Raw genomic sequence first — 14,201 nt, 5'->3', positions numbered from 1 at the left:
GTTCGAGTGAATTTCGAGGCACGAGCAATTAGTATCGAGAACCCTAACGTGTACCAAAGTTCTCGATACAACTGTTTGGTTTCTGCTATGCTACAATAAAAAGCCACTCGAAGTGACATTCTTGGTTACGAAATATCATCCTGAGCGAAGTTCGAAAGCTTAGGACCACATGAGGTTCTTCTGCTAAGCTCAGAACAGTGTAACTACTAACTGAAACTGAAAACTGAGACTGCCAACTGGTACTGAAAACTGATTATATTTAACTAAAAGAAACGCCTAGTCAGTTCGAGTGAATTTCGAGGCACGAGAAATTAGTATCGAGAACCGTTCCGTGTACCAAAGTTCTCGATACAACTTTTGGTTTCCGCTATGCTACAACAAAAAGCCACTCGAAATGACAATCTTGTAAACCTATGGTGATCCTAAGCGCAAAGGGATTGGAACACATAATGTTCTTCTGTTGAATTCAGAACAGCGTAACTGCCAACTGATACTGAAAACTGATTACTGATACTGCCAACTGAATACTGAAACTGAATACTGAAAACTGAGACTGCCAGCTGAGACTGAAACTGAATACTGAAAACTGAGACTGCCAGCTGAAACTGCTAGCTGAATTCTATAAAAACACCAATTATTACGTAATTTTGAATAGATAAAATGATGATAAGAATGGAGCGAAATAAAATGCTAGAATATATAGAGAATGTATTAAACAATATGCCAGCTGACTGGTTGAACCTAACGACCCATCGGTTAGATATTTATAATGAAGAACTGGCAAAAGTTCAATTTTTAGACCAATTTGAAGCTTTAGCAAAAGAGCATAATGCTCATGCCGTTGCGCTTCACAATTTACCTACGGCTTATGATTACATCAGACTTGGTCATCCGTTGTCTTGTGTTTTAGAATGGGCAATTGGAAATATGAACAATCTAGACTCAGAGAAGGTCATTAGTTTTCAGTCAAAGACGACGCCTATTTTATCCATCTTAAGAACAAATTTATTATCCAATAAGAATACACTTATTGCATTTACCGGAGAATTGCCTAGTTCTTTGGATGCAGAAGTATTACGTACCGTCTACGGCTATACTTTTACCTTACAACAGGTAGAAAAAGCAAGCGATGTTAAAGATTTTGATGGTAGTGTTATTTTAGTATCGGAACAAAAGGAAATTGCTGCGGTAGATTTAAATCCGAATATCGATTTCTATATCAACCTTCACGGTAATTTGGGTAGTATACTTTTGGTGAATGGTGAACAGAATACCACATACATTTCAGATATTCAGCATGTAAGAAGAAGGGAAACCGTTGCCATGACTCCCGCAAACTGTCTTACAGCTTTACAGTCCTTGGTAAAACAACCTTTTTCGGACATTAAAAAATCAAATGCAGCGGAGAACAAGGCTGCCGTATTAGATGTAATTAGAGAAGTTAGTGGTACAAATACAACTCCGCTGGTAGCTTCAAGCGGATTATCCATTCAATATGCCATTATGATGGGCTTGGTTGACCATGCTTTAGAAAACCACAAGGGTAAGGCAATTAAAATTGTGGTTCCACCAAATTGTTATGGTGGTACCAACGATCAAGCAAGGCGTGTGGCTGCTTGTAGCGATGCTATTGAGATAGTTGATTTACCTGTGGATGGTGATAATGATATGGTACAAAGTATTGACATTGTTCTTGATAAATTAGCAAAAGAAGATGCCATACCATTTATTATTGCTGAAATACCGACAAACCCCAGAGTTGAAGTTCCTGAACTAGATAAATTAAGAGATGTTTTAAGTGCAAAACGAGAAACGGCTAGTGGGAGCGAAGCTATAGATCCCGTATTTATTCTGGATCAAACGTTTTGCCCAAATGTTCACTTTTTAGGGGATGAAGATATTCTATCCTCCGTAAGAACAATTTCATTTGCGAGCGGGTCAAAATTTCCAAGTGGCGGAAAATGTACGGCTGGTTATTGTATAGCGAATAAAAAGGCGGAAGCTTTAATTGAAAAAATAGAACTTCACCTACATCTTTGCGATAATGAAGCAACGGATTTACAGTATGAAATTTTGGCGAAGCAAATGCCGTCAATGAAGGATAGAATTCATAAAGCGTATGTGAACACCTACGAATTTGTACAGTTCATATCAGAAATATTACCGGAAGCAAAAATCAATTTTGTATCGGATGAATTGGCAGACGAAGGATTTACGCCATCGGTCTTTTCTTTGGACCTACCCACAAAAGGAAATACGGCAGAAGAACGAGAAGCCTACAAACGGGAAATGAATCATAAATTGATCAATTTAATGATTACTGAAATACCTAATGAGAGTAAGTACTGTGTAAGCTACGGACAGTTACAAGGTTGTTACTGGACCATACCGGCTACTTCTACACAAGGCACCACTAAAGAGGATGACAAGGACTATATTGCCCGTGTCTCCCTTTCTCCTGATCTAGATTTGGAGCAGCATAAAAGAGTATTTAAACAGTTTGTAGATAGTATGTAAGTGCTACTGAAAAAGGCTATTCTATATAGCCTTTTTCACGCATCCAATCATCATTGAACATTTTACCAATATAACGGCTACCGTGGTCATGGAATAATACGACTACCACGTCGTCTTTGGTAAAGTGTTCTTTTAATTGCAATACGCCTTTTATGGCAGATCCGGCGGAGTTGCCCAAGAACATACCTTCTTCTTTTGCTAAACGTTGGGTATACACTGCTCCGTCTTTATCGGTGACTTTCGTGAAACCGTCAATGATATTAAAGTCTACATTTTTTGGCAGAATGTCTTCACCAATTCCTTCGGTTACATATGGGTAGATTTCCTTTTCATCAAAAACGCCCGTTTCATGGTATTTTTTAAATACACTACCATAGGTATCTACACCCCAAATTTTTACATTAGGGTTCTGTTCCTTTAAATACTTTCCAACACCAGATATGGTACCTCCGGTACCAACACCCACTACAAAGTGCGTAATCTTACCATCGGTCTGTTTCCAAATTTCTGGTCCCGTGCTTTCGTAATGCGCTTGAGCGTTGCTAGGGTTGTCATACTGATTTACGTACCAACTATTAGGAATTTCCTTTGCCAATCGCTTAGAAACGGAGTAATAAGACCTTGGGTCTTCCGGCTCTACCGCTGTGGGGCAAACGACAACTTCTGCACCCACCGCTCTTAAAATATCGCACTTTTCTTTAGACTGTTTATCCGCCAGAACAAAAATACATTTGTACCCCTTTACTATGGCGGCTAAAGCCAATCCCATACCTGTATTACCCGATGTTCCTTCAATTATAGTTCCACCAGGCTGTAGCCTTCCGTCTTCCTCTGCATCTTCGATCATCTTCAAGGCCATACGGTCTTTTACCGAGTTCCCAGGGTTAAAAGTCTCGTATTTAGCTAACACCAAGCAAGGTAACCCTGCTGTAAGTGTATTTATTTTAACAAGAGGCGTATTACCGATGGTACCAAGTATATTTTCTGCGTATTCCATAGCTAATTTTAAAGTCGATCAAAAGTATAAAACTAGATTGGCATTCGCAATATTGTTGCAGACACATCAATGATTGATATTCGTTATAGCGAGGGGAGGGTGATTATCTGTTTGTTTGGAACATGCTCGCTTCGGCTATGCTCAGTGACCGTAACTATCCGATTCACCATTTTGTCAGTTCGAGTGAATTTCGAGGCAGAAGAAATTAGTATAGAGAACGGTTTTGTGTACCAAAGTTCTCGATACCACTTTTTGGTTTCTACGATGCTTCAACCAAAAAATCACTCGAAGTGACAGTATTACTTTAAACATAGCCATTTACGCAAATTAAACAGATTGCCACGTCGCGAAAAAGTTCCTCGCAAAGACGTTTTTTAATTCGTCATAGCGAGCGGAGTGAAGCTATCTGTATATTTGGGATAAGTTTACTTATACTAAGATCTGTGAGCTTTTTCAGTTTAATCTAATAAATAAAAATTTAGTTAATCCGTTTTTCTAAATCTTTTTTAAACTGAGATAATTCTTTTTCATCTTCTTTGACCTTAATATTTTTAACAATATCAAAATACTTGAATCGATCTGGATGTTTAATATCAATCAGTGCATTAGTAAAATTTATTATTGCAATTTTTTTGAGATATTCTTTTTTATTTTTCGTAGCTAAATCAATCGCTCTATTATACAGACTAATTCCAAGATCTATTTCAGTCTTTTTAATAGCAGCCAAACCAAAAGTTGCATTATATGTTATTTGACGTTCAATTGGAAGACTATTAATATCAACTTCCATCATTTTAGAAACGTAACGATCAAGCATGGTCAAATCGTTAGATGTCGCTATACTATAAACCATATTATTTAATAAAGTGGGGTCTTCGGGATTAGCTTGTAGTCCAACCTGGCATAAAATTTGAGCCGCGTGCTTGTCTTTTAATAATGAGCTGGCAATGTAAGAACCCAAAATAATTGGACGTTTTGAAAAAGGCATATCCAAAAACCATTTAATAGTGTTATTAAATGCTAGTTCCCAATTGCCTCTACTCAAAAACTCCATTGCCCTAGCCTCAAAAGGATTGATTACGTTTTCGAAGTTAAGAGGATTAAATTTAAATCTTTTGTCGTCATTTGAAACCCATTCCAATTGAGCTAGACTATTATCATTTGGTGCTAATAGTGATTTTTCAAAAAATTGTTTAGCTTTTTTATAAGATCCATCTTTAAACTCCAAGGTTCCTAAGGAACTTGTTAACTCAGTTAGTTCAAAATTTGAAAAATCTCCAGAACTAGCAAGTGATTTACCTGCCTTGATAAATGGAGAAAATCTTCCCATAATAGAAGATGTAGCAATATGTGCAGATATAAGCCAAGGATCTTTTTTTATGTTTTCTGATTTTCTTAAGAAAAATATGGCTTTTTCATATTCGTTAAAATGAATAAAGAAACGTGTGGCAGACCTAAGTACAAATCTATTATTTGGAGCTAAATACAACGCAGTCAAAATTGCATTTTCAGCTTTTTTCTCTTGACCCCGCATAGAATATAATCTAGCGAGCTCTACCCATGTTATCGGATTTTTGAGTTCTGCTTTGGCTTTGTTTTTTGTTTTATTAATTACTTTATGAAATGTAGTGTTATTAATGAACGTTTGAAATTCACTAATTGTTTCTACATCAATTTCCAACAAGGAATTATTGGTGATTACCTGTTTATCAAAAGATACCGTTTCAATTAATTTTACCAAGTCATTTAAACTAGATGAAGATTTTTGACTATTAGCTTTTATATAACTAATAGCTTCTTCAACTAATTCATTATTGTGTCCAGAAATGTAGGCAGAATTTACTAAGTCTGCTGCGGTTCCCATGTTTTTTTGAAACTGCCAATCTTGAGTTGTCCTATCTATAGTAAGTTTTAAGGGTATAGAAGATATATTTGATTGAACAAGTTCACCTAATTGAAGAGTCCTTTTAAAATCTCGCCAATTAGGTATTAATCTTCTTTCTTTTAATTCATATATTACAGCCATTATTTTAACTTAAGCATTGCTTTTCTTTGAAGTAAATCAAATTTAGAAACAGTTCTATGAAATTGGAATTGATTGAAATTAGCCATTTTAGAATCAATGGGAATAGTCTTTGGATGACCTCTCTTTTCAGGTATTGGAAAACAACAATATTCTACGATTTTTAATAATTCATCAGCTAAAATCTTATCCTTAATAATATTTTTAAATTCCTTCAGAGCTTTGTAAAAAGCATCTACCAAATAATCATTTACATCTTTAAAATTACCATTCCAATTGGTCCACTTAAACGAAGGATTCAAATTTTTTCCAATTAAAGCTGTCATATTAGCTCCAGAAAAATAAAAAACCACAAGACTACCAAATAAATACATGTCTGTTGAGCGAACTCTGAAGTTCCAATCAGGGTGGATATATCTGTAAAGAAATTCGGGCGGCGCATAGTTTAAATCTCCAGGAAAATTACCAGTTTCATGTGGTGCTTTTATATCAGAACAGAGTGATCTACCTAAATCACCAATTTTTGAAGTCAAACCATTATCATATACTAAAATATTTGAAGGCTTTAAATCTTGATGTCCAATTTTTACACTATGTAGTTGATTCAATCCAACTGCAACATTATGTAGAGATTTTAGTTTCCAAACAACATCGACATCCTTACTATAATTCATATGTCCTCTAACATCACCATCAGCCATTTCAAAAATTAAATATGGAACATTTGGTATTGTGAAGCCATCTAAAAACTCTTCTCCTTCGTCAATTATTTTAGATACTTTGCTAAGCTTATTATCTTTACATCTTTCTAACAATTTTTTTTCAAATTGATAAGCATTAGTTTGTTCGTTTAAGATTTCGACAATAGATTTTCCCTTAAATAATTGAAAAAAAGCTTGAAAATTAAGTGCCTTAAGAAACGCCTCTTCATTACCTTTTCGCACAAGATAACAAAAACTAAAAAAACCACCTGAGCCACCTATTTTTTGCTCTATTTTCTTTACTACTTTCCATCCATTTTTTAAAGTTTTCCCGGTTAATGATTCTGCTGCATTATCTGAAGTTAAACTCATAAATATCTCGTGTTGTTTGAAAAATTAACTTAATGACCTAATTTAAATCTAAATTTAATAATACGTAAGAAAATAGAATTATTTTATTTAGTGCTAGACTAAGTATTCGAAAAAACTGAAATGAATGTCATTAAATTGATAAGAAATTTCCCTACAGCCCAAAATGATTAATAGGTCCATTGCCATGACCTAGCCTTTTAAGCTGACCAGCGGCTATGGCTTCATTGACATAAGCACAGCCTTTTTTAATAGCTTTTTCCATGGGTTGGCCCAAACTTAAAAAAGCGGCAATACTTGAAGAAAGACTACAACCTGTACCGTGGGTATTGTTCGTGTTTATCCTTGGATTGGTAATTGTTTCTATTTTCCTTGTGTCATGTACGTAAAAGACATCCGTCATTTCATTATTGTCCTCTATATGTCCGCCTTTAAGAAGTACCGAAGTTTTGTAGATCCTTCCAATTTTCTGTGCCGTTTCTTCCATATTGCTTCTATTAATTTTTTCATTGATCAACAGTTCTGCTTCTGGAATATTGGGCGTAATTAAATGTACATTAGGTAGAAAGTTCTTTAGACATTCAATAGCATCATCCGTAATTAATTTATGACCAGATGTGGTGACCATTACAGGGTCTAAAACAATGTTCTTTAGTTTGTATTCCGCTAGTTTATCTTGCACTACTTTAATTACTTCACAAGAATGGAGCATTCCAATTTTAATGGCTCCGAAGTTGATATCACTTAGCACGACATCTAACTGCTTTTCTATATGAGAAATGGGTATGGCGTGTATGTCCGTAACTCCCGTTGTATTCTGTGCGGTAGTGGCAGTTATTACTGTAGCGGCATAGGCTCCGCAGGCACTTATACTTTTAATATCTGCCTGTATACCCGCACAACCACCAGAATCGCTTCCGGCAATGGATAATACACTTTTATATGACGTTTTTATATCTTCCATGCTTCTTTATTATAGGCGCTGTCCCAAAACATCCATTCCAATTTTGATGCTTTTTCAAAGGCGGATTCCATTCTCTTTAAAACATTAACAGGTGCGTTGGCAGCGTATTTGTTAGTTATGGCTATGGCATTATTAACCGAGGCAGCAAATGCTTCGCCACCATAGGTATCTATCCAATCTTGATACGGATTATCTGCTTTGTTCGTTTGGTTCGCCTGTATGTAATCCCCAATCTCCTTGTATATGGTAAAGCAGGGCAGTACGGCAGCCAATGCTTCTTCTAATGAATGATTGGCTACCATACGCGTTAAATAACTGGTGTACAACTCGCAAGTAGGAGAGGGCTCATGTACCAATTGATTATCTTTCAGAAAAATCTGATGTAACGCATTTTCCACATTGATGATCCCCGTGGCGGAATCTAAAAAAAATTGAGTGTCATCTGCGTACTCACATTTTACCCCAATGGCTGCCAGTACTTTTTTATACTCCGCCAAATACATGGCATCTTGATTAATATAAAATTGGAATACTTCTGTAGATAGCGTGCCATTCATCAGCTCTTTGATAAAGGACTGCTCTTTTATGGCTTCTAAAATATAATCTGTCTGTTCTCTTGCTAGTTTGTACCAGTCTTGCATAATATCTCTTTAAGTTCTTTTGTTGCCGCTTCAGGATGTGCTGCTTTAGAAATGGCAGAAACTACTGCTATTCCGTCAGCTCCATTAGCTATAATTTCTTGTGCGTTGCCTTTATGGATTCCTCCAATGCAGACAATTGGCTTGTTGTATAATTCCCGTATTTCTTTCAGCCCCAGAATACCCAAGGGCTTAGCTAAATCTGTCTTTTTGGTTTTCGTTGAAAATATTGGGGAGATGCCAATATAATCTGCCGCCTGTGCATTGGGCTGAACCGCTTGTACTTTGGTACTTACAGAAAGTCCAATAATCTTACTATTGCCCAATAATTTACGTGCAACACTGTATGGCATATCTGCCTGACCAATATGTACGCCATCAGCATTTATGGCAAGAGCTATATCCAATCGGTCATTAATTATCAGTGGAATATTATATTTGTCACACAATGCTTTACATCGCAAAGCGCGTTGGTAAAAAGTAACCGTATCACAAGTTTTCTCCCGTAATTGAATGATGGTTGCGCCACCCAACAACGCCGTTTCCAGAATGTTAAAAAAGGTGTTATCCTGTTTTATACTATCATCGGTTACATACATTAAGGTGTAGTCCACTTTAGGCATTGGTCTTCACTTTTGCGGCTAAAATATCTGGAGTAATATCATACAAGCTGTCATAAAAATTCATTTGAAAACTACCCGGTCCTACACTTTTTTTATTCGCCATATCTCCCGATACTCCCATAATTGCCATTGCCGCAGTTGCCGCCAAATGTGCATTTTCTTCTACACCTAAACAGGCACCAATCATTGCAGTTGCCGTACAGCCCATACCGGTGATTCTAGCCATAAGGGGATTCCCGTTTTCAATCTTACTAACGGTATCTCCGGTGATGATATAATCTGTTGCACCACTAATAACTACCGTATTCTTAAATTTCTCTGCTAGTAGGGTTGCGCCTTCAATAGCATCTTGCGTATCCATAGTACTATCAACTCCCTTTGTAGAATTCGTCAATTTTGCCAACGCCATAATTTCAGATGCATTTCCACGTATAACATTAGGCGTAGCAGCTTTTAGAATCATTTGTGCCACTTCTGTTCTATAGGCCGATGCGCCAACACCGACAGGATCAAATACAAACGGAGTTTTGGTTAATTTTGCTTGTTCGGCAGCCATAAGCATACTTTCTACCCATTTTTCACTAAGCGTACCCATATTAATAACCAAGGAAGAGGAAATAGTAACAATGTCTTTTACTTCTTCTTTGGCATGTGCCATAACAGGTGATGCACCTACAGCTAACAATGCATTGGCGGTATTGTTCATGACCACATAATTGGTGATGTTATGTACTAAAGGACTTTGGGATCTAATTTGTTGTAATACCGATGCAATACTGCTCATTATGATAGTCGTTTTTAGCGATACATTTCATATATAAATGTAATCAACTAAGTTCGCTATTTTAAAAAATATAAAAAACATTATCATATTACCATTGTAATAAGTTATTAACGAGATACTTTTTCCTTTGAAATAATCACAACTTTATTCCGTTTAATTAAAGTTGTTGCAAACCAGCATCAACCATATTATTGGAAACTAAATAGTTATGAAAATTATCATTAAAAGCATCTTATTGTTATTGACATTTTTAACATTTTCCTGTTCTTCTGATACAGAAGAAGATGGTATTGTTATCGATACTACTGTCGAGGAAAAGGAAGTTATAGAAGGACTTGATTTCGTACGCGCGACATTGGTTGAAGATACTCTTGGCAAAAGTTTCAGCTCTTGTTTTGTACATGAAGATAAGATGTATGCAACTGCAGAAGATGAAACTTATATGTTTGAGTTTTCTACCAATACTTGGAGTTTGCATGCAACAGATGTAGATACTCCTGACTCTAGTTTTGAATTAGGTATAAATTTTATTCGCAATAATAAATGGCATAGGCTTATAAGAAATGGATTATATGTGTATGATTTTGAAATGGCAAACTGGGAAAAGATAAAAACACTGACCAATACATTTGGTATTTTTTCAAAGGAAGGTTTCTATATTGAAGAAGACGACGCAGTTTATTTTGTAGATCAAATTAATGGCAAAGAAAATATTTTTATCTATGATTTATTGACCAATGAATTGAATATACATAGTACTTATACTAATGACGGTGGTTGGTATCCCATTTCAACAAATGCATTTACCGTAAATGAAATAAATTATATTGTAAGTTTAAGTGGTTGGGAAAGTATGAAGATATCTAAGTTCAATGATGATTTCACTTCTTTTGAAACGATTAGCAACTTTGGAACAGAAAATCACTTAGATGAAAGTGTAGCTTGTCAATACGGCGATTATTTCATTTTTGGATTAGGAGGTGTACCTACAGGTGATAGTGAAGGTAATATAATCTCTGACCCGTCAACTTTAAATTTTTTCTACTATAATATTGTTACCAATACTTTTGGCACAATGAGCACTCCGTTCTATGAAAGTCGTAGAAGTGCTCAATTAGTTACATATAATAATGAGTATTATTTAGTAGGTGGGTATACCATTAAGAATGGCAAATCAGAAATCACTACTAAAATTGAAAAGCTTGAGTTTAAAATTGTGGAAAAGTAATATGACCAAAATAAATTACTCATATATTATTAATCGTTTTTGGTAAAATACCCTTCATTGGAAACGGCTGCATCACTTACACATATACTTGCTGTTTTGAACCAAACTTCTGCGTAGTTACCATCTGCATATTGCTTTTGAATATCGCCACCATGCGTTTCTGCACCTGAGCACCAGTTCCTATTTTCACTTGGGGATTTTCCATTGGTTTGATTATATGCTCCTAACTTAAAGAAACAACCTTCGCCAGTATATGCTTTTTTTCGTTCCACACCATCTTGACCTATAGGGAAGAATAATTTCTTGGTTTGCTCTGGGATGGCTGCTTTTGTAGTATATTCAGATTCCAATAAATTTTTGGTAAATGTTTTGGTTTCATGTCCCTCACTCATAAATTTCAAGCTCATGATGCCGTCTTTTACGACAACCTCATAACTGAATTCTTCGCCCAATGCAATACCATCTTCTGGCTCTGTAGGATACGAATTTGCCGTTTCACCGACTACAGAAAAGTCGTTGCCCCAAACTGCCGATGAATAATCCCATCTACCTGTATTATCATCGCCAGCCGTATTAATTTCATAATGCCAGAATACAGAACCCTTTGTTTGTCCTGGGTATTTCTTGTAGAATATTTTCAAAGGTTCGTTCTCAAATGCATCGGCACTATGAATTTGACCAACTACTACCGCGTGAGTAGCCGCAACACGAGCATCACCCGTGGTAGAAACGTTCATCACTTTAAGTGTTGCCGTCAATTTGTCGTCTGCTGTTTCTGGATACCACTTTTTAATCTGTGCCAATTCTGTTCTTGTATTGTTAGATGTGCCATGTGTATTACCACCATTGGGAGCTTTAAAAACGACCCAATCATCTTTGCCATCATTAGTGGTATAGAAGTAATCTTTATTTTCAAAATCATTGGCGATGCCTGCATTAGAGCCATCACCCAAAATCAATTTCCAATCATTGAAAAACGGAATAACGTCACTTGCGTACACGGTTTTGTCCGGCTCATTTTCTTTGGATGTATTTTCGGTGGAATCAGTGGTCCTTTTACTAGTATTCTTGCAGCTTGTACAACAAAAAAGAAATAGTAATGATGCTAAGGCAATGGTGTATTTTTTCATTTTTCTTAAGTATAAACCTATAAGATATGAATAGATTTCAGGATTTTTACCATATCGATAAAATAATCCTGTTGCATATTGGTAAAGTTTCTGCTAACTAATGACCATTACTCCAGGTCATTACCACTTTACCACGTGTTCGCCTTTGCTCAATATGCGCTATAGCATCTGGTATTTCAGGATATAAAAAAGTCTTTTCTATATGCGCTTTCATCTTGCCTTCTTTTACAAGCAATGCCAATATGTTTAAATCTTGGGTATTGGCTTTAGCGGTAAAATGGGTCAAAGGAAATTTACTAAAAGCCTTTTTTAATAGAACAGAAAGCATGTGCCTCATAGTAGTAAAACCGATCATGACACCCCTTTTACCCATTCTTTTATAATCGGAATGATTTAGATTTCCGTGGATATCAATAATTACATCATAACTACCATTATGCTCGTGCACATTAACCAGATTATAAGCCATGACTTTATCTGCGCCAATAGTTTGTACAAAGGCGATATTTCTTGAGGAACAAACTGCCGTGACCTTTGCTCCATAGGCTTTTGCTATTTGTATTGCAAAATGGCCCACGCCACCTGAAGCACCATTTATTAAAACCGATTCCCCTTTTTTAATTTTTCCGTGTGTAATAAGTGCTTGGTATGCGGTTAAACCCGCAACAGAAATACTTGCCATAATTGAGAAATTGATAGTTACTGGCATTTTAGCACATACATTGACTGGAATACAGGCATATTCTGCAAATGCACCTCCTAACATTTCACCAAATACGTGGTCGCCAACCTTAAAGCTTCCTACACCATTTCCAGTTTCTTCTATAGCTCCAGAAAAATCAGCCCCTAGAATTTTGTTTTTTGGTTTAAAGAGCCCTAATGAAAGTCTGGTAATAAGGGGTTTTCCTCGCAGTAAATGCAAATCTGCCGGATTAATAGAATTTGCCATTACCTTCACCAAAATATGATTGTCCTTTAGAACCGGTTTAGCAACTTCTTCTAATTGCAGTACTTCTGGTCCTCCGTATTTTTTTCTGGTAAACGCTTTCATGAGGTTTAATTATTCAAGTTTCTTTTCAATATTCATATCTGACTGATACACACTGTTGTACTCAAAAATATCATTTCTTGAACAATGAACAATGAACAATGACCAATGACATTGAAGACGAAGTTTGCATGGGCAATCCCAGGCAAGTCTATTTTTGCTATTAAAGCACTGGTTTCATCAAATAAAAGGTGTTGTATAAATTTACCTAATGAAAAAACTATAATTCTGCCAAACTATCATTGTTAGTCTGTTTTTCTGCATTACCTATTACCAAATACACCTTTTCTGTTTAGGCTAGTTTCACATGTCTAACAAGTTCTATGATTATCCACGGCACTAATAGTTGGTTATATTAAAGAGAACGGGACGAACTTTTAAGATCATGGATATGGATTAAGTACCTTTTCTATATGTCAATTATTCCAATCCCTTTTTATCAGGATTCCAGAAAGGTTTTGTTTTTATCTGTTTGGTACTCCAATTCAATTCTTTTCTGAAATAATTGGTCAACGCAATACAAACGCGACTATCACCAGCAATATACACCATAGTATCGCCTTTCATCTCAGGTATTATGCTATTAAGTTTTTGGATAATTTCTGTGGATGGGTTTTCACTCATCACATGAAAATCAAACGGATTTGACCCATTAACATCGGCAAAAAAATCAGTACTGTTTTGACTGTAAATAATGCTCTTAACCTGTTTATAATCCGGTAGATTTCGGTTAATGATATATAGGTGAGATAGAGCAGATAAATCACCGATCATCAAATAACTATCGGCAGAATCATCAATTAAAAACTTCCCTTTTTTCCACTTGAAATGCACCGTATCATTGAGGTTACAATTTTCTATCCATTTTGCACCTATACCATGACTATGTGTTGCAATAGCTACATCTATGGTATTATTTTGTTTGTTTATATCCCAAACACTATAGCTTCTGACCTTGTCTTTCATGGAAGTTTCATCTTGCCCAATACCAACACCTAACCTTATAAAGTGACCTGGAACAAAGTCATAAGATGCAACGGCATCACTCTGAATACGAATTTTATATACCGATGTTGACAGTTTTATTTTCTCTATAATAGTTCCCTTTTCCAAGACCTTTTTTATAATGGTTTCAACTATTCCCATATCCAATTACTCAAAAATTATAGCAAAATGCCG

12 protein-coding genes are annotated in these 14,201 nt (G+C 35.8%); 2 read left to right on the top strand and 10 right to left on the bottom strand.

The genetic code is table 11. The annotated features are described in order from the left end of the window. The first annotated feature begins 672 nt into the window (after positions 1 to 672). A complete protein-coding gene (locus BW936_RS10680; protein WP_076548370.1) occupies positions 673 to 2,517 on the top strand; it encodes a PLP-dependent aminotransferase family protein in 1,845 nt (614 codons plus the stop codon). Between the two features lie 16 nt (positions 2,518 to 2,533). Here the strand turns inward: BW936_RS10680 and BW936_RS10675 are convergent, their stop codons facing one another. The 7 genes from BW936_RS10675 to thiM all read right to left on the bottom strand — a co-directional run bounded on the left by BW936_RS10675 (position 2,534) and on the right by thiM (position 9,616). Next, entirely contained in the window at positions 2,534 to 3,514 is a 981-nt protein-coding gene (locus BW936_RS10675; RefSeq protein WP_076548369.1) for a PLP-dependent cysteine synthase family protein, read from the bottom strand. Between the two features lie 478 nt (positions 3,515 to 3,992). Then, entirely contained in the window at positions 3,993 to 5,540 is a 1,548-nt protein-coding gene (locus BW936_RS10670; protein WP_076548368.1) for a tetratricopeptide repeat protein, read from the bottom strand. Then, positions 5,540 to 6,610, bottom strand: a complete 1,071-nt coding sequence (locus tag BW936_RS10665) for a protein kinase domain-containing protein (protein WP_076548367.1) — start codon at positions 6,608 to 6,610, stop codon at positions 5,540 to 5,542. The genes BW936_RS10670 and BW936_RS10665 overlap by 1 nt, the downstream gene beginning before the upstream one ends. A gap of 151 nt (positions 6,611 to 6,761) precedes the next feature. Further along, positions 6,762 to 7,571 carry a bifunctional hydroxymethylpyrimidine kinase/phosphomethylpyrimidine kinase gene (gene thiD, locus BW936_RS10660; RefSeq protein ID WP_076548366.1) on the bottom strand — a complete coding sequence of 270 codons (810 nt, stop codon included), beginning with the start codon at positions 7,569 to 7,571 and terminating at the stop codon, positions 6,762 to 6,764. After that, positions 7,559 to 8,212, bottom strand: a complete 654-nt coding sequence (gene tenA, locus BW936_RS10655; RefSeq protein ID WP_076548365.1) for a thiaminase II — start codon at positions 8,210 to 8,212, stop codon at positions 7,559 to 7,561. The genes thiD and tenA overlap by 13 nt, the downstream gene beginning before the upstream one ends. Continuing rightward, positions 8,191 to 8,832 (bottom strand): thiamine phosphate synthase, encoded by a 642-nt coding sequence (thiE, locus tag BW936_RS10650; RefSeq protein ID WP_076548364.1) that lies wholly within the window; start codon positions 8,830 to 8,832, stop codon positions 8,191 to 8,193. Before thiE ends, tenA begins: the two co-directional genes overlap by 22 nt. After that, complete coding sequence (gene thiM, locus BW936_RS10645; RefSeq protein ID WP_076548363.1) at positions 8,825 to 9,616, bottom strand: hydroxyethylthiazole kinase; 792 nt, start codon at positions 9,614 to 9,616, stop codon at positions 8,825 to 8,827. Before thiM ends, thiE begins: the two co-directional genes overlap by 8 nt. Before the next feature lie 208 nt (positions 9,617 to 9,824). On the opposite strand from thiM, the gene BW936_RS10640 reads away from it, so the two are divergent. Next, the gene (locus tag BW936_RS10640; RefSeq protein WP_076548362.1) at positions 9,825 to 10,844 is read left to right on the top strand and encodes a Kelch repeat-containing protein; all 1,020 of its coding nucleotides are present in this window, start codon (positions 9,825 to 9,827) and stop codon (positions 10,842 to 10,844) included. 29 nt (positions 10,845 to 10,873) lie between these two features. Here the strand turns inward: BW936_RS10640 and BW936_RS10635 are convergent, their stop codons facing one another. The 3 genes from BW936_RS10635 to BW936_RS10625 all read right to left on the bottom strand — a co-directional run bounded on the left by BW936_RS10635 (position 10,874) and on the right by BW936_RS10625 (position 14,168). Beyond that, positions 10,874 to 11,974 carry a polysaccharide lyase family 7 protein gene (locus tag BW936_RS10635; RefSeq protein ID WP_076548361.1) on the bottom strand — a complete coding sequence of 367 codons (1,101 nt, stop codon included), beginning with the start codon at positions 11,972 to 11,974 and terminating at the stop codon, positions 10,874 to 10,876. Positions 11,975 to 12,071: 97 nt separating this feature from the next. Further along, entirely contained in the window at positions 12,072 to 13,025 is a 954-nt protein-coding gene (locus BW936_RS10630; RefSeq protein ID WP_076548360.1) for an NAD(P)-dependent alcohol dehydrogenase, read from the bottom strand. 417 nt (positions 13,026 to 13,442) lie between these two features. Beyond that, entirely contained in the window at positions 13,443 to 14,168 is a 726-nt protein-coding gene (locus BW936_RS10625; protein ID WP_076548359.1) for a siderophore-interacting protein, read from the bottom strand. Positions 14,169 to 14,201 lie beyond the last annotated feature (33 nt).

It is taken from the genome of Maribacter ulvicola (genome assembly GCF_900155985.1).
Taxonomy (GTDB): domain Bacteria; phylum Bacteroidota; class Bacteroidia; order Flavobacteriales; family Flavobacteriaceae; genus Maribacter; species Maribacter ulvicola.
This window is presented reverse-complemented; position numbering and strand designations above follow the sequence as displayed.